Genomic DNA, 21,816 nt, shown 5'->3' with positions numbered 1-21,816 from the left:
CGCCAGTCTCCCCGGCAACGCCGCACCCACGCGATCTCTGACCCGCCGAACGCGGCCTTACGATGGGTGCCATGACTGCTTCGCCTGGCCGCCGTGTCCTGCTCGCCGCCCCCCGTGGCTACTGCGCGGGTGTGGACCGCGCCGTGATCGCCGTCGAGAAAGCCCTGGAGCAGTACGGGGCTCCGGTGTACGTCCGGCACGAGATCGTCCACAACAAGTACGTCGTCCAGACCCTGGAGAAGAAGGGCGCGATCTTCGTCGAGCGGACCGAGGAGGTCCCCGAGGGGAACATCGTGATGTTCTCCGCGCACGGCGTGGCCCCCGTCGTCCACGAGGAGGCCGAGCGCGGGAAGCTCGCCACCATCGACGCCACCTGCCCGCTCGTCACCAAGGTCCACAAGGAAGCCGTCCGCTTCGCGAACGACGACTACGACATCCTGCTGATCGGCCACGAGGGCCACGAGGAGGTCATCGGCACCTCCGGCGAGGCCCCCGACCACATCCAGCTCGTCGACGGCCCCGGGGACGTCGCGAAGGTCGAGGTCCGCGACCCCTCGAAGGTCGTCTGGCTCTCCCAGACCACCCTCTCCGTCGACGAGACCATGGAGACCGTCGACGCGCTCAAGGACAAGTTCCCGCAGCTGATCTCCCCGCCGAGCGACGACATCTGCTACGCCACGCAGAACCGCCAGCTCGCGGTGAAGCAGATGGGTGCCGAGGCCGAGCTGGTGATCGTCGTCGGCTCCCGCAACTCCTCCAACTCCAAGCGCCTGGTCGAGGTCGCCAAGCAGGCCGGCTCCCGCGCGGCGTACCTGGTGGACTTCGCCGACGAGATCGACGAGACCTGGCTGGACGGCGTCACCACGGTCGGCGTCACCTCCGGCGCCTCCGTCCCGGACGTGCTGGTCGAGCAGGTCCTGGAATGGCTCTCGCAGCGCGGCTTCGAGGACGTGGAGATCGTCAAGGCCGCCGAGGAGTCGATCATCTTCTCGCTGCCCAAGGAACTGCGCCGCGACCTGCGCGAGGAGGCGGCGTCCCTGGTGGCGGAGCGGGGCGGCTCCGGGGCGGCGGGGGCCTGACCGGCCGGGCGGCCGCCGGGTGACCGCTGGGCGGCCGCCTGGGTGACCGTCAGTGGTCCGTCGTAACGTAGGGCCATGCAGATCTTCGGCGTGGACATCGGCGGATCCGGGATCAAGGGCGCCCCTGTGGACCTCGACAGGGGCGACCTGGCCCAGGAGCGCTGCAAGGTGCTGACCCCGCACCCGGCCACCCCCGACGGCGTCGCCGACGGGGTCAAGCAGGTCGTCGAGCACTTCGGCTGGACCGGACGGGTCGGCCTCACCTTCCCGGGCGTGGTGACGGGCGGCGCGACCGTGCGCACCGCGGCCAACGTCGACAAGAGCTGGGTCGACACCGACGCCCGGGCGCTGTTCGGCGAGCGGCTGGGCGGCCTCGACGTGACGGTCGTCAACGACGCGGACGCGGCGGGCGTCGCGGAGATGCACTTCGGAGCCGGCCGCGGCCGCAAGGGCACGGTCGTCCTGCTCACCTTCGGCACCGGCATCGGCAGCGCGGTGTTCACCGACGGCCTCCTGGTCCCCAACACCGAGCTGGGCCACCTGGAGCTGGACGGTCACGACGCGGAGAAGCGCGCCTCCAGCAAGGTCAAGGACGACCACGACATGTCGTGGGAGCACTGGGCCCACCGCGTCCAGAAGTACCTCGCGCACGTCGAGATGCTGTTCTCGCCGGAGCTCTTCATCATCGGCGGCGGGGTCAGCCGCAAGTCCCAGAAGTTCCTGCCCCACATCGCGGGCATCCGGGCCGAGATCGTCCCCGCCCAGCTGCAGAACAACGCGGGGATCGTGGGCGCGGCGATGCACGCGGCCGGCTGAGCGGGAGCGGTCAGGCGGGGGGCCGGTTCCGGGCGGCGGCGGCCCGTCGCCGCATCAGCCGGATCCGGCGGACGAGCACGGTCGACCCGGCGACCAGCGTCCCGCCGTACAGCCAGCCCGCCTCGGTGGCCAGCGCGGTCACGATCCCCATCAGCCGTCCGCCGAGACCCCCGTCCCCGCTCTCCGCCACGGGCACCAGGCCCACGGCGAAGGCGATCGGCACGACGACGGGGGCGGTCAGCAGGTCGCCCCGGCGCACCCAGAGCGCGGTGAGCAGACTCACCGGCACGAACAGCACGCCGTACGCGGTGAGGGACGCGCCGAACAGCAGCTCGTCGAGGAAGCCCAGCAGGGTCATCACCGCCGCGCAGAACAGGCCGCTGCCCAGCCCCGTCAACCGCGGATTGGGCATCCCGCGCAGGGCACGCACCACCCTCGCCACCGGCGAACCCGCCCCCGGGGACGGTCGCACCGGTGCCGTGCGCTGTCCCGCCGGCCGCCCGGCCCGCCCCGCGGGCGGCCGCGCGGGCGGCCGCGCGGGGGTGCCACCCCGCCCCTGCGAGGGCAGCGGCGCCCGGCTTCGTCGCGGTCCGTACTGGGCAGGTCGCGTCCTGTGTTGCTCCACTGGACCAACTTAGGTCGGTTTATGTGCCGAATAGGCCGACAGACACGCCGTCGGGCGCGCCTTGGCCAAGCGTTCGACTCCGCGCGGGTCCGGTGCGGCACACCCCGTAGACTGGTGGATCGGCCCATGCCTGGCCTGCCCATCACACCCCGCCCCTCCGCATCTCACGTACGGGAAGTCGCAACGTGTCGCTCACGATCGGAATCGTCGGTCTGCCGAATGTCGGCAAGTCGACCCTGTTCAACGCCCTGACCAAGAACGACGTGCTCGCGGCCAACTACCCGTTCGCCACGATCGAGCCCAACGTCGGCGTCGTCGGCGTCCCCGACCCCCGCCTGACGAAGCTGGCCGAGATCTTCTCCTCCGAGAAGCTCCTCCCGGCCACGGTCGACTTCGTCGACATCGCGGGCATCGTGCGCGGCGCGAGCGAGGGCGAGGGCCTGGGCAACAAGTTCCTGGCCAACATCCGCGAGTCCGACGCGATCTGCCAGGTCATCCGCGCCTTCAAGGACGAGAACGTCGTCCACGTCGACGGCAAGGTCTCGCCGAAGGACGACATCGAGACGATCAACACCGAGCTGATCCTCGCCGACCTCCAGACCATCGAGAAGGTCCTCCCGCGCCTCCAGAAGGAGTCGCGCATCAAGAAGGACGTCGCTCCCAAGGTCAAGGCGGTCGAGGAGGCCAAGGAGATCCTGGAGAAGGGCGACACCCTCTTCTCCCAGGGCATCCTCCAGGGCACCGAGCGCGCGGAGCTCCTCCACGACCTCCACCTCCTCACCACCAAGCCCTTCCTCTACGTCTTCAACGTCGACGAGGACGAGCTGACCGACGACGCCTTCAAGAACGAGCAGCGCGACCTGGTCGCCCCCGCCGAGGCGATCTTCCTCAACGCCAAGCTGGAGGCGGACCTCGCCGAGCTGGACGAGGACGAGGCCCTGGAGCTCCTCCAGTCCGTCGGCCAGGACGAGCCCGGCCTCGCCACCCTCGCCCACGTCGGCTTCCGCACCCTGGGCCTGCAGACCTACCTGACGGCCGGCCCCAAGGAATCCCGCGCCTGGACCATCAAGAAGGGCGCCACCGCCCCCGAGGCCGCCGGTGTCATCCACACCGACTTCCAGAAGGGCTTCATCAAGGCGGAGGTCATCTCCTTCGACGACCTGGTCGAAACGGGCTCGGTCGCCGAGGCCCGCGCCAAGGGCAAGGCCCGCATGGAGGGCAAGGACTACGTCATGCAGGACGGGGACGTGGTGGAGTTCCGCTTCAACGTCTGACGCCATGTCAATACCTGTGCCCGATCTTCCTGTTGGCCGGTCGGGCACAGCTGTGTGTCCGCAGTGAGTCCCCGATCCCGCGATGCGGTGACAGCGTTTGGCCGGGCGGCGTGGCAGCGACGCGGTCTTAGACCTTGACGACCTCCACGGAAGGGCCGCACAGGAGTGTCAGATCCTCGGGGTCGGAGGTGAGGACGGTGACCGGTTGGGGCGCGTTGCGGGCGATGGCGGCGAGAGCGGCATCGATGGCGTACTTGTGGCCGTGAAGGTGATGGGTGCGCAGGAGGACGGCGGCCCGGTCGGTGATCTCCTTGGTGACGTCGTGGACGTCGACGCGGGAGAGGACCCACTTGATGCGGGCCGGGTGAATGCGCTCGTAGTCGGCCTCAAGCGTGGTCATGGCGCTGGTGGCGACTCGGACGCCCTCCTCCGACGCCGCCTGGACCAGGACCACCACGGTGCGGTCCTTGCGGTAGAGCTTCGAGAGTCCTTCACTGTCGAGCAGGAGGGTGCCGGGCATCAGGCGGCGGCCCCGCCGGCCTGCCGGTGGTCGTGGCGCAGCAGCGCCCGGGCGGCCTCGACCTCCTCGCGGGTGAGAGCTTCGTTGTCGGTCTCGAAGTCGGCGACGATCTCCCGCAGCTTGTCCATGGCGACCCTCTGTTCCAGAGCCTCGGCGACATAGGCGGAGAAACCGCCGGGCCCGACATGGGCGCGTACGGCCTCGGCGAGATCCTCGGGCAGGCTGATCGAATACTTCCTACTACCGCTCATGGTGCCGATCCTACCGGTGGTCGTAAGTCTGGGGGTGTGAATGACTGCCCCGAGGTTCGGTTGATCAGCAGGGAGCTGCGCATGCCCGTCGAGGCCCCGTGTGGGCGGTGGAAGGATGCGGGGAGGGCCGGAGAGGTGCGGGAAGCGTGGGGCGTGGCGAGCGGGACACAGTCGCGAGGGGGACGCGACTGTACGAGGCGGCGCAGGCAGCGGTCGGTGACCATGGACGGGCAGTGGAGGCGGTACGGGCGGCACTGAAGCCGATCCATGATGCGGCGGTGAAGCGGGAGCTCGACGCCATTCCCGTTGCCCGGCTGCAGGACGTCGCCGAAGGACGGCTGCGGCTGGGGAGCGTCGAGAGGAGCGGACTGCGCACCGTGGGCAGTGTTCTCGAAGCGGGCCCCTACCGGCTGCGGCAGATTCCGGGTGTAGGGCAGCGCCCGGTCGACCAGATGCTCGCCGCCGCCCGCCGGCTCTCCGGGGCCGTGCACGAGACCGTGGCCGTCCACATCGACGTGGACCGGCCGGAACCGAGCACCACTGCGCTCGTCATGGCCCTGCATGTCCTGGTGGAGGCCGGCCCGGACGCCCAGCGTGCGGTCGACAAGGCCACCATCCTGGCGGAACGGCTCGGTCCGCCGCTGGCCGACGCTGGGCCCGCCGCCGGAAGGTTCCGGATGCTGCTGGCCGGCCGGGAGAAGAAGGCTCGCGCGTGGACCTGCTCCGGGGGCTCTCGTCCGACGTCGCGGCCTGGGTGGACTTCGAACTCCGCTCCGCCGAGTACTACAGCCTGCTCGCCGAGATTTCCGGGCGGCTGCCGGACGCGGCTGCCGCAGAGGGCTTTCTGCCGGACGAGATTGCGGAGCGGGTACGGACCCAGCACCTCGACGACACGCACCGGCGGGTCTCCCTGCGCGGTTACCAGTCGTTCGGCGCACGGTTCGCGCTTGCGCAGCGCAAGGTGATCCTCGGCGACGAGATGGGTCTCGGGAAGACCATCCAGGCGATCGCCGTCCTCACGCACCTGGCCGCCGAGGGGCAGAGTCACTTCATGGTCGTCTGCCCGGCGAGCGTCCTCGTGAACTGGACACGGGGTTTGCGTGCACCGTCTCCTCGCCACCGTAGGCGTGGACGAACGCATGGTGAAGATGCTGGGAGCCAAGACGCGCCTGTTCGATGCCTATGCCCGCCGCAGCGCCGTGGCAGAAGCCACCCCGGACGCGGTCGACGTGTCGGACACCGAGCTGGCACGTCGGATCGTCGAGGAGGAACAGGCGCGTCTGGGTATGACGGACGAGAGGCTCATGTCGGCCGAGTGAGGGTGTCCTCCGGTCCGCAGCCAGTCCGCAGGACGCCCGTAAACGGCCGTCGGGAGCCAACGCATGCCAACCAGGAGACCCCAGGTCAGTGCCCTGCGCGGGGCGTCGCCGCAGGCTTTTCCCGTGCCGGGTGGGGCGAGGTGATGTCCTCTCGGCCTGGGCGGGTGCGCGTCATTGCGCGTCCTGGTTCACCTGTGCGAGGTGCGTGTCAATGACGGCGCACATCTCTCCCAGCAAGTCCCGGAACCGGTCCAGGAGTTCCGGCGGGTAGCGGCCGACGACAGCGTCCATGGGCGCCGCCAGCGGGCGGAAGAATTCATCGGCGCGTTCCTGGATGTGCGGGGTGCTGCGCAGGGTCACCACGCGGCGGTCGCTGTGCTCGCGACTGCGGACGATGTGCCCGGCTCCTTCGAGGCGGTTGAGCAGTGAGGTCGTGGCACCCGACGAGAGCAGGATGCGCTTGCTGAGGCGGGCCGGGGAGATCGGGGTGCCCCGTTCCTCGGCCTCGATGATCTCCAGCAGCGCGGTCGCGTCTGTGGAGTACAGGCCGAGATGGGCGGCGAAGCTGCGGCTGAGCTCGGCATAGCGACCGCTGTGAACCCTCAGGGCTTCCACCAGCAGCTCGCGCTGCGCCGTCGCGCCGTCGAGCGCCGATTCCTCCATCGTCAGCGGCCGTCCTTCCCCTGCACGCACATCGCCGGACCCGCACCCGCAGATCGTCTTTGACAATCTACCCGCCCCGATTTACCTTCACGGTGGAATTACTTCACGATGGAGGTATAGGGATGTCGGACTCGACAGCCACCAGGCGGTGGCTCGGCCTGATCGCCATCGCCCTGGGTGTGGCGCTGATCGTCGTGGACACGACGATCGTCAACGTGATCACGCCATCGGTTGTCGAGGACCTGGGCGTCAACTCCTCGCAGGCGCAGTGGATCCAGGAGTCGTACGCGATCGTCTTCGCCGCGCTGCTGCTGCTGGCCGGCCGACTGTCCGACATGCTCGGCGCCCGCCAGGTCTTCACCTGGGGCGTTGTGGTCTTCGGAGCCACCAGCGTGCTCGCCGGCCTGGCGCCCAACGGCGAGCTGCTGATCCTGGCCCGCTTCCTGCAGGGCGTGGGTGCGGCGATGATCCTGCCGGCTTCGCTGGCCCTGCTGAACGCCAACTTCACCGGCAGGGCCCGCGGCCAGGCGTTCGCGGTCTGGGGCTCGACCATCGGAGCCGCCGCCGCGCTGGGTCCGCTGCTCGGCGGCTGGCTGTCCGAGCACATCTCGTGGCGCTGGGCGTTCGGTATCAACGTGCCGCTGTCCGTGCTGGTCGCGTTCGGCGTGGTGCGCTGCATGGCCCGCTCGTCCCGGACCAAGGGGCGCATCGACGTGCTCGGCGCCGTCCTGTCCGTCATCGGGCTCGGCCTGCTCGCCTTCGGGCTCGTCGAGGGCCGCACCCACGGCTGGGTGACCACCGTCCACCCGCTCGACCTTCTTGGCCTCACCTGGGACAGCGGGCCGTCGCCCGTCCTGGTCGCGCTGATCCTCGCCGCCCTCGCCCTGGGTCTGTTCGTGCGCCGCCAGTCGAAGCTGACGCACAGCGGCGACGCCTCCAAGGCGATGATGGACGTGCGCCTGTTCTCCATCGCCTCATTCCGGGGCGGCAACATCGCCGCCCTGATCATCGGTGTCGGGGAGTTCGGCATCGTCGCGGTGCTCCCGCTGTGGCTGCAGTTCACCCTCGGCTACAGCGCGCTGCAGGCCGGGCTCGCCCTGGTGCCCGTCGCCATCGGCAGCTTCGTCGCCAGCGGCGCCGGCTTTGGCATGGCCGCCAAGATCTCGCCGCTGATCCAGTTGCGTATCGGCCTCGCGCTCGAAGCCGTCGGCCTGGCCGGCGTCTCGCTCGTGGCCGCCCCGGACACCTCCTGGTGGTCCGTCTCCGCCGTGCTCTTCCTCTACGGCATCGGCGTCGGCTTCGCCACCGCCCAGGTCACCAGCGTCGTACTCGCCGACATCCCCGCCGACAGCAGTGGTCAGGGCTCCGGTATTCAGAGCGCCTTCCGCCAGCTCGGCTCCGCCCTCGGCATCGCCGCGCTCACCACGGTGTTCTTCACGACCCTCAGTTCCAGGCTGCACGACAGCCTGGTCTCCTCCGGCCTGTCCGGAGCTGCCGCCGACGAGTTCGCCCATGCCGTCACCGACAGCGCGGGCGCTGCGATCGGCCCGCTCGCCGGCAACCCGCAGACGGCCTCGGTCGCCGACGCGGCCCGCTCGGCGATGTCCGACGGCGTCGCCATCGGCGGCTACGTCGCAGCAGGGTTCGTCGCTCTGGGCCTGCTCGCCTCCCTGCTCATCCCCGCCACGCCGGCACAGGCGCGGGCAGCGACCGAGGGGGCGGAGGCCGAGGCCGAACACGTGCTGCCGTAACGGGCCGACGTCGTATGCCGCAGCTCTGGGTAGAGATGCCCTGGTGGCGCAAAGCGCCCATCCGATACCGATTGAGGATCGCCGAATGACACTCCATGACCCCCGTCCGGTCTTCTCCCGGGCACTTGACCAAGCCGGGAAACAGGTTGCGGCGGTGCGTCCGGATGAGCTGAGCAACCGCACTCCGTGTGCCGACTACGACGTTCGCGCGCTGCTCGGGCATGTGGTTTCAGTGCTGCACAAGCTCGTCCGGGTCGGCACCGGAGATGATGCCCGCGACGTCCCCGATGTGCTCGACGGGATCCCCGACGACGGCTGGACCAGCGCATTCGACCGAGCCCGTAGCGAGGTCGAGCGAGTGTGGGCCGATGGCGAGAAGCTCGACCGAATGGTCACCCTCCCCTGGGCGACGTTGCCCGGCCGGGATGCCCTTGAGGCGTACACCCACGAGTTCACCGCTCATTCCTGGGACCTCGCCCATGCCACCCGGCGAGTTGCCGAGCTAGACCCCGACCTTGCCGCGAGGGCACTGGAGGCGTTCTCGAAGTTCGCGCCGCCGGAGGACCGCAGTGAACAGGGCCCGTTCAGCCCGGTCGTAGCGGTGTCCGACGACGCCGACGTCTACACCCGGTTGGCCGCCTACCTGGGGCGCCGACCTTAGAGCAGCCGCCCTTCGACCGGCACGGGCCGGCGGCCGGTGAGTACGTCGCGCAGTTGTGTGCGGGCGGTGATGCCGAGCTTGGGGAAGACCCGGTAGAGGTGGGAGCCGACCGTGCGCGGGGAGAGGAACAGCTTCTCCCCGATCTCGCGGTTCGTCAGGCCGTGGGCCGCGAGCCGGACGATCTGTTGCTGCTGGGGGCTGAGTTCGGTGAGGGCACCGGGTGCGGCGGTGTTCGCCTCGATGCCGGCGGCCCGCAGTTCCGCCTTCGCGCGGTCGATCCACGGCCGGGCGCCCAGCCGCCGGAACGTGTCGAGGGCTCCGGTCAGCAGTGGGCGGGCCTCCGCCACCCGGCGCTGCCGGCGCAGCCACTCTCCGTAGTCCAGCCGGGTCTGTGCCCGCTCGAAGGGCCACTGCTCGCCCGCCTCCCCAGCCAGCGCCGCCCGGAAGTGGCGTTCGGCACGCTCCGGTTCGGCGAGCAGCGCGCGGCCTCGCTCGATCAACAGCGAGAGGCGTGCCGACCTGCCGGGGCCCAGGTGCCGTGCCGAGCGCTCCAGCAGTCGTGCGGCGTGTTCGCGGTGGCCTCGGCGGACGGCCGCCGCGGCGAGTTCGGCCAGGACGGTGGGGGAGACGTGGTAGTGGACCAGGTCTCCGTCCTCGGTGAAGGCGGTGCGGAACTGCGCGTACGCGCTGTCGTAGTCGCCCTCGGCCACCGCCGCCAGCCCCAGGGCACGGCGGGCGAAGACCGCGACGGAGCGGCTCTCCAGGGGATCGACGAGGGCCAGCGCCCGCTCGGCGCCGGCGCGTGCCCCGGCCGGTTCACCGAGCAGCGCCAGCACGGTCGCGTCGAGAGCTCGTGCGCACGCCTCGGCGTGATCCAGTCCGGCCTGCGAGGCCACCTCCGCGATCTCGGCGGCCACCGAGCGGGCATCGGCCCAGCGGCCCTGCTCCAGATAGGCCCAGCCGGCGGCGCAGGCCAGACCGGCCGGCAGCGGGGCATGGGCCTGCCAGCGCCCGAACGCCTCGTCGAAGGTCCTGGCCGCGAGGGGGGTCCGGTCGAGGAGCCAGGCCACGACGGCGAGCGCCATCAGTGATCCGGCCTCGTCCCTGGCCGCGGTGATCAGCCGGGGCAGCGCCGGGGCCAGGGACGCTCCCGCGCCGGTGGGATCGGAGACGGCCAGTACCCAGGCGCGCAGCGCACCACCCGCGGCGGAGTCCGGCACATCGGCGAGCAGCGCCTCGATCCGCCGCCGCTGGGACTCCTCGCCCGAGTAGTACCGGACCACCGCCGCCGCGGCGAGCACGTCCAGCAGGCGGGGCGACCGGGTGGCCGCCGCCTCGCCGGCGAGGCGGGACAGCAGGGCGAAGGCGGCCGTGTGGTGCGACCCCATGGTCATGAGCCGCCCCGTCGCCAGCGCGGCCCGGCCGGTCAGCGCCGGGTCGTCACTGCGCTCCCGTACCCCGGCGGCCAGGCGTTCCACCCAGCCGAGCTGACCGGTGAAGACGGCCGTGTCCGCGGCGTCGGCCAGCAGCCGCGCCTGGTCCGCGCGGTGCGGACTGAGTTCCGCGGCGCGTTCCAGAGCGGCGGCGGCGGCCGCGTGGCCGCCTCGGCGGCTGGCCCGGCCCGCGGTTTCCCGGAGGGCCGCCGACACCTGCTCGTCGGGCCGTACGGCCGCGGCGGCGAGGTGCCAGGCGCGGCGGTCGGGCTCCTCGCCCAGCAGTCGGGCGAGGGCGAGGTGGGCCCGTCTGCGCTGCTCGAAGGGCGCGGCGTGGTAGACCGCCGAGCGGACGAGCGGGTGGCGGAAGGAGACCCCGGTGCCGTCCCGCCGTACGAGACCGGCCCGTTCGGCGGGCAGCCATACCGGGTCGTCGGCCTCGGGCAGGCCCCGTGCGGCCACCGGAGCGTCCGCCGCGTCGGCGGTGGCGAGCGACAGCAGGGCGCGGCGGGTGGCTTCGGGCAGGCTCCGCATGTCGCGCGCGAAGATCCCTTCGAGCCGGTCGGTGACGGGCAGCGGGCCCTCCACTCCGCTGCCCTCCGGCTGTCTGTCCGCGGCGGCGCGGGCGAGTTCGACCAGGGCCAGCGGATTGCCCGCCGCCTCCTGCAGAATCCGGGCCCGGGTACGGCCGGTGGGCCGCTCCGGCTGCTCGTCGAGCAGCCGGTTCGCCGCGTCTCCGTTCAACGGCCCGATTCCCAGCCGCTCGTAGCCCTTGTCGAACCCGGGCAGTACGGCCGCGGCGCGCACGCCCATCAGCAGTGTCACGGGCTCGCTGTCCATGCGCCGGGCCAGGAAGGAGAGGGCGTCCAGGGTCGCGCGGTCGATCCACTGGGCGTCGTCGACCACCACGAGCAGCGGGGCCGGTTCGGACAGGTCCGACACCAGGGTCAGCACGGCCAGGCCGACGAGCAGGGCGTCGGGGTTTTCGGCGTCCTCGGTCAGTCCCAGGGCTGTCCGGAGCGCGGAGCGCTGGCGGGCCGGGAGGCCGTCCAGGCTGCCCAGCACCGGGCGGAGCATCTGGTGCAGACCGGCGAACGCCAGCGGCGCCTCGGACTCGCTGCCCACCGCCCGCAGTACCCGATGGCCGGTACCGCGGGTCAACCGCACGGCGAGATCGAGCAGGACGCTCTTGCCGGCACCGGGGTCGCCTTCGACGATCAGCACCGAGCCCTGGGACGGGCCGGCGGCGAGGCGACTCCTGATCTCCGCGATCTCGGCCTCCCGGCCCACCACGGTCGGACCGGGGCCCGCGGGCGAGCCGCGGCCGGCTCGGGCGCGTTCACCATTCTTCACGGATGCTCCAGGAACTGAGACACCTCCGACGCAACGTGCCAGGGCGGCGGCCGTATTCCTGCGAACCCCCAGCCGCTCACGGCCGGGTCGCGGCCGCTCACCGCCGCTCACCACGGGTCCGGGCCGCCGCGGGTGCAGTCACGTGACGCATACCGCCGCCCGTCACCCGCGTCGCACTCTTGCGGCACAGGGGCGTTCACGCCCGACCCTCTGGAGATCTTCTGAACTGGAGCACCCCTTGGACACCATCACCCTGGGCGATGTCACCGTGACCCGGGTCCGGGAGTACTACGGCCCCGTCGGCCTGACGCCCGAGGCGTTCGTCCCGGACAGCCCGGCCCAGGCGTGGGACACGCACCGTTCCTGGCTGGTGCCGGACTTCCTGGACGCCGAGACCCGCATCGTCAACACCGCGATCCAGACCTGGGTCCTGCGCAGCGAGGGCCGGACCATCCTGGTCGACACCGGCGTCGGCAACCACAAGGACCGGCCGTACGCGCCGGTGTGGAGCCGCCTGGACACCGACTTCCTGGGCAACCTCGCCCGCGCCGGGGTCCGGCCCGAGGACGTCGACATCGTGATCAACACCCACCTGCACGTCGACCACGTCGGTTGGAACACCTACCTCGACGGCCGGACCTGGGTACCGACGTTCCCCAACGCCACCTACCTCATGGCCAAGGCGGACTTCGACTACTGGAACCCGGCCAACGAGATCAAGACCCTGCTCGGCCGCGGCAACCAGAACGTCTTCGAGGACAGCGTCGCCCCCGTGCACGAGGCCGGTCTCACCCTGCTGTGGGAGGACGGCCACCGCATCGACTCCCACCTGCGCCTCGAACCCGCCCCCGGCCACACCCCCGGCTCGTCGGTGCTGCGGCTGGAGTCCGGCTCCGACCGGGCCCTGTTCGTCGGCGACCTGATGCACAGCCCGATCCAGATCCACGAGCCGGACGCCAACAGCTGCTTCTGCGAGGACCCCGCCGAGGCCCGTGCCACCCGCCACCGGCTCCTGGGTTCGGCGGTGGACAGCAACGCCCTGGTCTTCCCCGCGCACCTCGGCGGCCACGGCGCCGCCGAAGTCGTCCGCGAGGGCGGCAAGTTCGCCGTCAAGGGCTGGGCGCCCTTCACCAGGTACACCGAGTCGGCCTGAGGTCCGCGGAAGGACACGAGAGATGAACCACCACCCCGAACCCGTCGTGACCACCGTGCGGGGCGCCGTCCGCGGTCTGCGCCGGGGCGACACCCGCACCTTCCTGAACATCCCCTACGCCGCTCCGCCCCGCGGCGCCGGCCGGTTCGCCCCGCCGCAACCGCACGAGCCGTGGGACGGCGTACGGGACGCCACCGTGCCGGGGCCCAACGCCCCGCAGTCCGCGCGCAGGCTCGGCGACATCGACATGACCCCCTACTTCGGCACCGGCTGGAGCCGCGGCGAGGACTACCTGACCGTCAACGTCTTCGCGCCCGCCGCCGGAGGAGACGCCCTGCCGGTCATGGTCTTCGTCCACGGGGGCGGCTTCGTCGCCGGATCGACGCGGGCCGCCCTGTACGACGGCTCCGCGTTCGCCCGCGACGGCGTCGTCCTCGTCACCCTCAATTACCGGCTCGGCATCGCCGGGTTCCTGGACATCCCCGGGGCGCCCGCCAACCGCGGTCTGCTCGACGTCGTCGCCGCGCTGCGCTGGGTCCGGGAGAACGTCTCCGCCTTCGGCGGCGACCCGCACAACGTCACCCTCTTCGGCCAGTCGGCCGGGGCGACCGTCGTCGGCGGCGTCCTCGCCACCCCCGAGGCCGCCGGGCTGTTCCGCCGGGCGATCGTGCAGAGCGGCAGCGGCCTGGGCGCGTTCACGCCCGAGCAGGCCGCCCGTGTCACCCGCGCCGCGGCCGGGGCCCTGGGCGTCGAGCCCCACGTGGACGCCTTCGGCGGCATCCCGGACGAGCGGCTCGTCGAGGCGGCCGCCGGGCTGACGGACATCGACCTGCGGACCGGGACCCACGGCGACCCGCTGATCGGCCTCAGCCCCTTCAGCCTGGTCTTGGACACCCAGCCCGCCGTCTCCGTCGCCGCCGGTCGCGCCGCCGACGTCGACCTGCTCATCGGCACCAACGCCGAGGAGGGCAACCTCTACCTGGTCCCGGTGGGCAAGTACGCCACCTCGACCGCCGCCGACGTCGACGAGGCCGCCGCACGCTCGCACCCCGATCCCGCGCGGCTCGTCGAGACCTACCGCGCGGCACGTCCCGGGGCGTCCTTCGCGGAACTGCGCTCCGCCATCATGGGCGACGCCCTGTTCGGCGCGGGCAGCCGCGCTCTGGCCGACGCCCATGCCGCCCACCGGCGGTCCGCCACCTACGCCTACCGGTTCGCCTGGCGCTCCCGTGCCCTGGACGGAGAACTGGGCGCCACCCACGGCGTCGAACTGCCCTTCGTGTTCGACATCGCGGACCGGCCGGAACTCCACGGCCCGCGCGCCCTGCTCGGCCCCGACGAGGCCCCCGCGGACCTCGCCGGCCGCGTCCACGGGACCTGGATCCGGTTCGCCCGGACCGGCGACCCCGGCTGGGACCCGTACGACACCGACCGCCGGGCCACCATGCGCATCGACGCCGAGTGGACGCCGGTCGACGATCCCCGCGGCCGGGAGCGGCAGGTCTGGAGCTGAACGCGGGTCACCGGCCGGGGACGTGTCCGGTCACGCCCAGGCCCTCGACGGCGATCCCCATGAGCCGGCTGGCGTGTTGCGCGGCGTCGGGAGGGCGGTCGCGGGCGGGTGCTCGCGCGCCAGGGACCGGGCCTCGCCGCAGAGCCGCGCCAGGCGCTCCAACAACCCGTCGGCCGACCGGATCGCCGACCCCACCCGGGCCGTCCAGGCGGGAACGATCCGGCCGGTGATCGACACCGTCTTCCCCGTGCACGACATCGCGGCCGTCCATCGGCGGCTCGAATCCGGCGGTGTCCGCGGCAAGTACGTCATCGGCGTGCGGCTCTCCTGAACCGGGCGCCGACGGTCTGCGACCATGGCGTCATGGACCACGAGGAAGCCATTCCCGTACTTCGTGTCGAGGACGCCGCGGCCGCGGTCGCCTGGTACGGGCGACTGGGATTCGTCCGCCAGTGGGAACACCGCTTCGAACCGGGGTTCCCCGCGTTCGTGGAGGTCGCCCGGGGCGGGGTGCGGCTGTTCCTGTCGGAGCACGAGGGCGACGCCCGCCCCGACACGCTGGTCTACCTCCGCGTCCGGGATGTCGACGCGGTCGCCGCCGAGTTCGGGGTGCGGGCGCAGGACGCCCCGTGGGCGCGCGAGGTCGAGCTGCGCGACCCCGACGGCAACCGGCTGCGGATCGGCACGCCGACGCGGTGACCCGCGCCGCCGGTCCGGGACCGGGCCGGTGGGTCGGTGGGCCAGCGGGTCAGTGGGTCGGTGTGTCAGCGGGTGGGTGTGTCAGCGGGTGGGTGTGTCAGCGCCTCAGCGCGCACTCCGCCGCCGCCACCACCGTGCGGGTCTGGAGTGCCACCTGGTCGGGCACGGGCACCCGGCGCAGTCGCAGGGACCGCTCGAAGTCCGTGCACCAGGTGGTGAAGAGGTCGTCCAGTTCGTGGTGGAGTCCGGCGGCCGCCGGGTCGTCGGCCGCCCGGAGCAGCCGCAGCAGGAGCCCCGCCGCGCGCAGCGGCTGGCGGCGCGCGACGACCTCGAGGGCGCTGATTTCGGCCGTCGTCAGCCGGGGTGAGGCCGCGGTGCCGGAACCCTCGTCCGGCTGCCGGAGCAAGGGCTCCCAGGATTCGGCCACCAGGTCGTACAGACCGTCGGCCATCCACTCGAGTACGCGCCTGGGCGGGCTGTCCCCGGCTGGCGGCAGGAAGCCCCGGGCCCTGTCGAAGACGGCGGTCACCTGCCGTCCGCCCTCCCGCACCAGCCCGGACAGCTCGCGCAGGGCACCGGCCGGGTCGGGGTGCGGGGACGGGTCGTCGGCCGTACCGGTGGCCCACAGGGGGACCTCGACGATCGCCGTGACACCGCCGTACCGCTGGGGCGCGCACCAGGTGGACAGGCCGATGTTCTCGGAGCCCGCCGCCAGCCGGGCGGTGCTGTCCGGCGGGGGCAGGACGTGGATGCCGGGGGCCGGGTTCTCCCAGTACAGGGCGTCGTACGTGCCGTGCTGGATGGGGACGCCGACCGAGGTGGCGGACGCGCGGAAGGGCGCCGCGAGGCCGGGGAGGCCACGGGTCAGCTGGACCCATGTGCCACCGGCGTCGACGCTGTGCAGCGAGCACTGGAGGACGGGCCGCAGCTCGTCGATCGCGTCGAACAGCGCACGGCTCTCCGGGAGCCGCCGCCCCTCGATGGGCGCCCACTCCGGCTGCTCCGCCGCGACCGGGCGGAAGGCGGCGCGGTAGTAGCGCTCCAGGGCGTGGCCGGGAGCGGCCGTCGCCGCCTCCAGGCCCTCGCTCAGGGCCGCGCCGTCGGGGTCGAGGCACAGGACGAAGTCCCAGGTGACGGTGTCGGGGTCGGTCGCCCTGGACCGGCGGTCGCCGTCGGCCACCCGCTGCGCCAGGGCCAGCGCGGTCGCGCCGCCCACCGGCTCGTCCGAATGCGGCCGGGCCACCACCAGGACGTGCCGCGGCCCGTGGCCCACGGACAGCATCAGGATCGGCCGGCCGGCCCGGGACGTGCCGATCCGGCGCAGGCGGCAGGCGCCGGGGAACCGGGAGACCAGCCGCCGCGCCGACTCGGCGGCCTCCGCGACCGTGAGGTAGCGGTGCATCGGGCGCGTCCGGTCAGGCGCCGCCGTTGCCACCGCTGTCGCCGGTGGTCTCCGTCTTGTCCGCCGGACGGATCTCGATCCCGTTCGCCATGCCGTCTCCTCCCGATGGTGCCTGCCGTGCCTGCGGTGCCTACGGTGCCTGCCGTGCCTGTGGCACCCGTGGTGCCCGTGGGTGTGCGGGGCAGGCTGTGCCCTCGCCAGGGTTCGCCCACCTCGTCACTGTTGTCAACGTCCCTTGTCGACCGCGCGGTTGGGCGATGGGAGTGGCCGCGGCCACGCTGCCCGTCAGCGCCCCGTCGTCCCGTCGATCAGTTCGCGCAGGATGTCCGCGTGGCCGGCGTGGCGGCCGGTCTCCTCGATCATGTGGGTCAGGGCCCAGCGGACGCTGGGCGCCGGGCGGCCGGGACGGGCCCGGGGGAGTGGTTCGCCGAGGTCGGCGCAGGCGTCGAGCACGCGGTTCGCCCGTTCGACGGCCGCGCGGTAGCGGGCGGCGACCTCGGCCACGCCGTCCTCGGGAGCGGCCCGGAAGGTGGCCGGCCAGCTCCGCACCTCATCCCCGAGGAAGAGGGCGCGCTCGACGTGGGTCAGGTGATTGAGCAGCCCGAGCAGGTTGGTGCCCGACGGCACCGCGGCCGTGCGGACCTGCGGTTCCGGGGCGCCCTCGACCTTGCCGGCGATCGAGGTCCGCAGGTAGTCGAGGAACCCGCGCAGGGTCTCGGCCTCGCTGCCGCCGGTCCGGGGCGGCGGGGCGTCCCGGCGGGGGGTGCGGGGGGTGGTGGGCATGGTGACCTCCTCGTGGGACCTGGCCGTCAGTCCGTGCGGCGGACGAGCAGGACGTGGTCGACGACCTCGGCGGTGCGCCCGCCCGGTCCGGTCGCGGTCCGGCGCGGGGCGTCGGCCCGCTCGACCCGCCACGTCACCGGGTCCAGCGCGAGACCCGCGGCGACCTCCTGCGGGGACGGGAACCGCGTGTCGGGGTCCTGGTCCCACGACCACGGCGCGGTCGAACCGTGGTCGACGACCAGCAGCCGCCCGCCCGGACGCAGCGCGTGCGCGGCCGTGCGCAGGACCGACGCGCGGTCCAGGTCGAAGGGGGTGTGCAGGTAGTGGGCGCAGACCAGGTCGAACCGGCCCTCGGGGAAGGACGCGCGCAGGTCGTGCCGTACGGCGTCGACCAGGTCGCCGAGGCCGTGTGCGCGGGCGTGCCCCGCGAGCCGTTCGGCCGCCACGCCGGAGATGTCCACGGCCGTGACCCGCCAGCCCCGCCGGGCCAGCCACAGCGCGTCGCCGCCGCTGCCGCACCCCAGGTCCAGCGCGTCACCGGGCGGCAGGCCGGTGACCGTCTCGACCAGGCGGACGTTGGGGCGTGGCGCGTCGGGCGCCGGACGGGCGGCGTACACGCCGTCCCAGAACGTGACCGCGTCGGTGGCACTCATCGGAACTCCTTCGGTCGGCTTTCGCTCGGTCCTCGGCCTGCTGTTGTCCGGCCTTCGGCCCGCTCGGTCGGGCGCGGGCGACGGACGTGGCCAGTGTCGGCAGCGACCGCCCGATCCGGCACGAAAACTTGCCGTTATGACAAGGTGGCCCGATGGACGCCGGAACGGACGACGTACTCGACGCGGTGGGCCCACGACTGCGCGCGCTGCGCCGCGAGCGGGGCATCACGCTCGCCCACCTCTCGGCGGCCACCGGCGTGTCGGAGAGCACGCTGTCCCGGCTGGAGAGCGGGCAGCGCCGGGCCACCCTGGAGCTGCTGCTGCCGCTCGCCCGGATCTACGACGTCCCCCTGGACGACCTGGTCGGCGCCCCGCGCACCGGCGACCCCCGCATCCACCTGAAGCCGGTCAAGCGCTACGGCATGGTCTTCGTACCGTTGTCCCGGCGGCCGGGCGGCACCCAGGCGTTCAAGATGATCATCCCGAGCCGTCCCGCGCCGCTCGAACCGGCCCCGCAGACCCACGAGGGCCACGAGTGGCTGTACGTGCTCGGCGGCCGGCTGCGCCTGCTGGTCGGCGAGCGCGACCTGACGCTGTCGTCCGGTGAGGCGGCCGAGTTCGACACCTCCCTGCCGCACTGGCTGGGCAGCGCCGACGGCGGCGCGGTCGAACTGCTCGTCCTGTTCGGGCTCCAGGGCGTGCGGGCGCACGTGCGCGGCGGCGCCGGCCGGATCGGGAGCGGTGAGCGGGACGACTGAGCGGCCGTCCGGGCGGTGGCCGGGGCGGGGTCGGTGACGGGGGCGGTGACGGGGCGGTGGCGGGGCGCCGTCAGCCGCGGTCCGTCACCCGGCGACACGCGTCCACGTACCCGCGCACCAGTGGCCGCTTCTCGTCCTCGCGGCGCCAGGCCAGGACGTAGCGGCTGGCGGCCAGGCCGCGCACCCGGCGGGTGGTGACGCCGCCCAGCGTGATCAGGGGAGCGTTGCCCGTGGCCACGAAGCAGATGCCGAGGCCCGCGACCAGGGCCTCGTACGTCTCCTCCGTGCCGGATATCTCGGCGCCGACGCGCGGCGGCCGGACCTCGGGCCCGTCGAGCGCACGCCGTTCGTCCAGCGCCAGCCAGAAGTCGCGCAGCACGCCCGCCTCCGGGGGCAGGGCCAGGAACGGCTCGTCGGCCAGATCGGCGAAGTCGATCTCCTCGCGGGCGGCCAGGGGGTGGGTGTCGGGGAGGGCGACCAGCCGGGGTTCCTCGGCGACCACCGTCCAGGCGTAGCGGTCGGCGTCGGGCAGCGGCAGCCACAGGTACGCGACGTCGGCCGTGCCGTCGGCCAGGCCCGCGGTCGGGTCCTCCCAACTCGTCTGCCGCAGCCGCAGGACCGCCTCCGGGTGGGCCGCCGTGAAGCGGGACCGGATCGCGGGCAGCAGACCGCCGCGGCCGGGACTGGTGCTCATGCCGACGAGCAGCGTGCGGCGCCGAGCGGAACGGGTCGCCGCCACCGCCGCCGCGCCCTCGGCCCAGTCGGCCAGCACCCGCCGGGCGTGCGGCAACAGCGCCGCCCCCGCCTCGGTGAGGGCCACGCCCCGAGGGCCGCGGTGGAACAGTTCGGCACCCAACTGCCGCTCCAGCGCCCGGACCTGCTTGCTCAGCGCGGGCTGCGACACGTACAGGCGCTCGGCCGCCCGCGTGAAGTGGAGCTCTTCGGCCACCGTCGCGAAGTAGCGCAGCTCCCGCAGATGTACGTCCGTCGTCATAACCGTTGGTTATCACCTCGGGTCTTGGACCGGCAACCGGCGGGTGGGCGAGGGTGGTTGGTGTCGGAGCGACGGAAGTCGCAACCGCGGACACGAGGGAGTCGGAATGAACAAGGTGTGGCTGATCACCGGAGCGAGCAGCGGCTTCGGGCGGGCGATCGCCGAGGCGGCCCTGGCCGACGGCGACGTCGTCGTCGGCGCGGCCCGGCGCCCCGAAGCACTCGACGACCTCGTGGCCGGGCACCCGGACCAGATGGAGGCGCTGCGCCTGGACGTCGCCGACACGGCCGCCGCCGCGGACGCCGTACGGGACGTGCTGGGACGGCACGGGCGGATCGACGTCCTGGTCAACAACGCGGGCCGCACGCACGTCGGGGCCCTTGAGGAGACCGGCGAGGACGAGCTGCGCGCGCTGTTCGACGTGCACGTCTTCGGCCCGGCCGCGCTGACGCGCGCGGTGCTGCCGTCCATGCGGGAGCGGCGCTCGGGAGCCATCGTGCAGATGAGCAGCATGGGCGGGCAGATGTCCTTCGCGGGCTTCTCTGCCTACAGCGGCACGAAGTTCGCGCTGGAGGGCATGTCCGAGGGGCTCGCGGACGAGGTACGGGAGTTCGGCGTCAAGGTGCTGATCGTCGAGCCGGGTTCCTTCCGCACCGGTCTGTTCGGGGACGGAAACGCCGGGATCAGCGCCGACAGCGGCGTGTACGCCAAGGTCGGCGAGACCCGCGGCATGATCGCCGCGGCCGACGGCAGCCAGCCCGGCGACCCGGCCAGGGCGGCGGCGGTCATCCGCGCGGCCCTCGCCGCCGAGCACACCCCGCTGCGCCTGCCGCTGGGCGACGACGGTGTGAGCGCGGTCCTCGGCCACCTCGACCAGGTCCGCGAGGACGTCGAGGCGTGGGAGAAGCACACCCGGGCCACGGCCTTCGACGACTGACCGGACACCGCACCGCCCGGTCCGCCCGGTCCGCCCGGCACCGGCCGTGGCTACGTCCAGCTGATCAGCCGTTTGGGCTGTTCCAGGACCGCTGCCACGTCGGCGAGGACCTTGGAGCCCAGTTCGCCGTCGACCAGGCGGTGGTCGAAGCTCAGGGCGAGGGTGGTGACCTGGCGCGGTTTCACCTTGCCCTTGTGGACCCATGGCTGGAGCTTGATCGCGCCGACCGCGAGGATCGCGGACTCGCCCGGGTTGAGGATGGGCGTGCCGGTGTCGACGCCGAAGACGCCGACGTTGGTGATGGTCACCGTGCCGCCCTGCATGGCGGCCGGGGACGTCCTGCCCTCCCGGGCCGTTGACACCAGCTCGCCCAGGGAGCCGGCGAGCTGCGGCAGGGTCTGGGCGTGGGCGTCCTTGATGTTGGGGACGATCAGGCCGCGGGGGGTGGCGGCGGCGATGCCCAGGTTGACGTAGTGCTTGACCACGATCTCCTGGGCCGTCTCGTCCCAGGAGGCGTTGATGTCCGGGTTGCGCTTGATCGCGACGAGGAGGGCCTTGGCGATCAGGAGGAGCGGGTTGACCCGCAGGCCCGTGTACTCCTTGTCCTGCTTCAGCTCCTCGACCAGCTTCATCGTGCGCGTCACGTCGACCGTCACGAACTCGGTGACGTGCGGCGCGGTGAACGCGGAGCCGACCATCGCCGCCGCCGTCGCCCTGCGCACGCCCTTGACCGGGATACGGGTCTCGCGCGTGGTGTCGTACGGCGCCGGCGCCGGCGCCGACACCGCCGCGTGGACGTCCTCGCGGGTGATGATGCCGTCCGGGCCGGACGGGACCACGGTCGTCAGGTCGACGCCGAGGTCCTTGGCGAGCTTGCGCACCGGGGGCTTGGCCAGCGGGCGCTCGCCGGTGACCGGGGCGTGGCCGTTGGACCGGGCCGGGGCCTCGGCACCCCTGCGGGCGCGGCGGCGGGTCGCGGAGGTGGAGACCCCGTACCCGACCAGGACCGGCTGGCGCCCCTCGGACGGTGGTGTCTGCCTCGGGGCCGCAGCAGCCGCACCCGTGCCGATGCCGATGCCGATGCCGATGATGGAGGTGCCCACGTCGACCGTGGTGCCCTCGGGGAAGTGCAGTTCGCGGACCACGCCGTCGTAGGGGATGGGCAGTTCGACGGCGGCC

Annotated in this window: 22 protein-coding genes and 1 pseudogene; 13 read left to right on the top strand and 10 right to left on the bottom strand. The window is 72.7% G+C overall.

The features are described 5' to 3' along the window. Positions 1–62: 62 nt before the first annotated feature. A complete protein-coding gene (locus tag ACH4D3_RS34600) occupies positions 63–1,079 on the top strand; it encodes a 4-hydroxy-3-methylbut-2-enyl diphosphate reductase (protein ID WP_398330667.1) in 1,017 nt (338 codons plus the stop codon). A gap of 75 nt (positions 1,080–1,154) precedes the next feature. Further along, on the top strand, positions 1,155–1,895 hold the full coding sequence (gene ppgK, locus ACH4D3_RS34595) for a polyphosphate--glucose phosphotransferase (RefSeq protein ID WP_398330664.1): 741 nt from the start codon (positions 1,155–1,157) through the stop codon (positions 1,893–1,895). A 10-nt stretch (positions 1,896–1,905) separates the two neighbouring features. Here the strand turns inward: ppgK and ACH4D3_RS34590 are convergent, their stop codons facing one another. Next, positions 1,906–2,520, bottom strand: a complete 615-nt coding sequence (locus tag ACH4D3_RS34590) for a DUF6542 domain-containing protein (RefSeq protein ID WP_398330662.1) — start codon at positions 2,518–2,520, stop codon at positions 1,906–1,908. A gap of 185 nt (positions 2,521–2,705) precedes the next feature. On the opposite strand from ACH4D3_RS34590, the gene ychF reads away from it, so the two are divergent. After that, positions 2,706–3,794, top strand: a complete 1,089-nt coding sequence (gene ychF, locus ACH4D3_RS34585) for a redox-regulated ATPase YchF (RefSeq protein ID WP_398330660.1) — start codon at positions 2,706–2,708, stop codon at positions 3,792–3,794. A gap of 127 nt (positions 3,795–3,921) precedes the next feature. Here the strand turns inward: ychF and ACH4D3_RS34580 are convergent, their stop codons facing one another. Together ACH4D3_RS34580 and ACH4D3_RS34575 are read right to left on the bottom strand one after the other, a co-directional pair. Beyond that, positions 3,922–4,314: a DNA-binding protein gene (locus tag ACH4D3_RS34580; protein WP_398330657.1), complete on the bottom strand. Its 393-nt coding sequence runs from the start codon at positions 4,312–4,314 to the stop codon at positions 3,922–3,924. Continuing rightward, positions 4,314–4,565: a hypothetical protein gene (locus ACH4D3_RS34575; protein ID WP_018845686.1), complete on the bottom strand. Its 252-nt coding sequence runs from the start codon at positions 4,563–4,565 to the stop codon at positions 4,314–4,316. The genes ACH4D3_RS34580 and ACH4D3_RS34575 overlap by 1 nt, the downstream gene beginning before the upstream one ends. Before the next feature lie 146 nt (positions 4,566–4,711). Here ACH4D3_RS34575 and ACH4D3_RS34570 point away from each other — a divergent pair. Further along, positions 4,712–5,676, top strand: a pseudogene (locus tag ACH4D3_RS34570) (SNF2-related protein); the annotation flags it as partial. A 16-nt stretch (positions 5,677–5,692) separates the two neighbouring features. Beyond that, positions 5,693–5,884 carry a hypothetical protein gene (locus ACH4D3_RS34565; RefSeq protein WP_398331049.1) on the top strand — a complete coding sequence of 64 codons (192 nt, stop codon included), beginning with the start codon at positions 5,693–5,695 and terminating at the stop codon, positions 5,882–5,884. A gap of 171 nt (positions 5,885–6,055) precedes the next feature. Here ACH4D3_RS34565 and ACH4D3_RS34560 read toward each other — a convergent pair whose 3' ends face one another. Beyond that, positions 6,056–6,547 carry a MarR family winged helix-turn-helix transcriptional regulator gene (locus tag ACH4D3_RS34560; protein ID WP_398330654.1) on the bottom strand — a complete coding sequence of 164 codons (492 nt, stop codon included), beginning with the start codon at positions 6,545–6,547 and terminating at the stop codon, positions 6,056–6,058. A 122-nt stretch (positions 6,548–6,669) separates the two neighbouring features. Between ACH4D3_RS34560 and ACH4D3_RS34555 the strand changes: the two genes are divergently transcribed. Both ACH4D3_RS34555 and ACH4D3_RS34550 read left to right on the top strand, forming a co-directional pair. Then, positions 6,670–8,298, top strand: a complete 1,629-nt coding sequence (locus tag ACH4D3_RS34555; RefSeq protein ID WP_398330651.1) for a DHA2 family efflux MFS transporter permease subunit — start codon at positions 6,670–6,672, stop codon at positions 8,296–8,298. 85 nt (positions 8,299–8,383) lie between these two features. Then, complete coding sequence (locus ACH4D3_RS34550) at positions 8,384–8,959, top strand: TIGR03086 family metal-binding protein (RefSeq protein ID WP_398330648.1); 576 nt, start codon at positions 8,384–8,386, stop codon at positions 8,957–8,959. Here ACH4D3_RS34550 and ACH4D3_RS34545 read toward each other — a convergent pair. Beyond that, positions 8,956–11,745: an AAA family ATPase gene (locus ACH4D3_RS34545; protein ID WP_398330645.1), complete on the bottom strand. Its 2,790-nt coding sequence runs from the start codon at positions 11,743–11,745 to the stop codon at positions 8,956–8,958. The genes ACH4D3_RS34550 and ACH4D3_RS34545 overlap by 4 nt on opposite strands. 238 nt (positions 11,746–11,983) lie before the next feature. On the opposite strand from ACH4D3_RS34545, the gene ACH4D3_RS34540 reads away from it, so the two are divergent. The 4 genes from ACH4D3_RS34540 to ACH4D3_RS34525 all read left to right on the top strand — a co-directional run bounded on the left by ACH4D3_RS34540 (position 11,984) and on the right by ACH4D3_RS34525 (position 15,110). Continuing rightward, positions 11,984–12,898, top strand: a complete 915-nt coding sequence (locus ACH4D3_RS34540) for an MBL fold metallo-hydrolase (protein ID WP_398330642.1) — start codon at positions 11,984–11,986, stop codon at positions 12,896–12,898. A gap of 22 nt (positions 12,899–12,920) precedes the next feature. Then, positions 12,921–14,411: a carboxylesterase/lipase family protein gene (locus tag ACH4D3_RS34535; protein ID WP_398330639.1), complete on the top strand. Its 1,491-nt coding sequence runs from the start codon at positions 12,921–12,923 to the stop codon at positions 14,409–14,411. A gap of 73 nt (positions 14,412–14,484) precedes the next feature. Beyond that, entirely contained in the window at positions 14,485–14,742 is a 258-nt protein-coding gene (locus tag ACH4D3_RS34530) for a zinc-binding dehydrogenase (protein ID WP_398330636.1), read from the top strand. Between the two features lie 32 nt (positions 14,743–14,774). Beyond that, on the top strand, positions 14,775–15,110 hold the full coding sequence (locus ACH4D3_RS34525) for a glyoxalase superfamily protein (RefSeq protein ID WP_393635184.1): 336 nt from the start codon (positions 14,775–14,777) through the stop codon (positions 15,108–15,110). Positions 15,111–15,207: 97 nt separating this feature from the next. On the opposite strand, the gene ACH4D3_RS34520 is transcribed toward ACH4D3_RS34525, so the two are convergent. From ACH4D3_RS34520 to ACH4D3_RS34510, 3 genes are all read right to left on the bottom strand, one after another. Further along, a complete protein-coding gene (locus ACH4D3_RS34520) occupies positions 15,208–16,512 on the bottom strand; it encodes a M14 family zinc carboxypeptidase (RefSeq protein WP_398330633.1) in 1,305 nt (434 codons plus the stop codon). A gap of 285 nt (positions 16,513–16,797) precedes the next feature. Further along, positions 16,798–17,295 (bottom strand): DinB family protein, encoded by a 498-nt coding sequence (locus ACH4D3_RS34515; protein WP_398330630.1) that lies wholly within the window; start codon positions 17,293–17,295, stop codon positions 16,798–16,800. 26 nt (positions 17,296–17,321) lie between these two features. Beyond that, complete coding sequence (locus ACH4D3_RS34510; RefSeq protein WP_398330627.1) at positions 17,322–17,948, bottom strand: class I SAM-dependent methyltransferase; 627 nt, start codon at positions 17,946–17,948, stop codon at positions 17,322–17,324. Positions 17,949–18,100: 152 nt separating this feature from the next. Between ACH4D3_RS34510 and ACH4D3_RS34505 the strand changes: the two genes are divergently transcribed. Beyond that, positions 18,101–18,706 carry a helix-turn-helix domain-containing protein gene (locus ACH4D3_RS34505; RefSeq protein ID WP_398330624.1) on the top strand — a complete coding sequence of 202 codons (606 nt, stop codon included), beginning with the start codon at positions 18,101–18,103 and terminating at the stop codon, positions 18,704–18,706. Between the two features lie 70 nt (positions 18,707–18,776). On the opposite strand, the gene ACH4D3_RS34500 is transcribed toward ACH4D3_RS34505, so the two are convergent. Further along, entirely contained in the window at positions 18,777–19,700 is a 924-nt protein-coding gene (locus tag ACH4D3_RS34500; protein ID WP_398330621.1) for a LysR family transcriptional regulator, read from the bottom strand. A gap of 106 nt (positions 19,701–19,806) precedes the next feature. On the opposite strand from ACH4D3_RS34500, the gene ACH4D3_RS34495 reads away from it, so the two are divergent. Continuing rightward, positions 19,807–20,637 carry an oxidoreductase gene (locus tag ACH4D3_RS34495; RefSeq protein WP_398330618.1) on the top strand — a complete coding sequence of 277 codons (831 nt, stop codon included), beginning with the start codon at positions 19,807–19,809 and terminating at the stop codon, positions 20,635–20,637. 50 nt (positions 20,638–20,687) lie between these two features. Here the strand turns inward: ACH4D3_RS34495 and ACH4D3_RS34490 are convergent. Next, on the bottom strand, positions 20,688–21,816 hold a 1,129-nt coding region (locus ACH4D3_RS34490), incomplete at its 5' end, for a dihydrolipoamide acetyltransferase family protein (RefSeq protein ID WP_398330615.1).

It is taken from the genome of Streptomyces sp. NPDC018026 (assembly GCF_044327745.1).
Classification (GTDB): domain Bacteria; phylum Actinomycetota; class Actinomycetes; order Streptomycetales; family Streptomycetaceae; genus Streptomyces; species Streptomyces rubrogriseus.
Note: the sequence above shows the minus strand (reverse complement) of the source record. Positions and strands in the feature narration are given on the sequence as shown.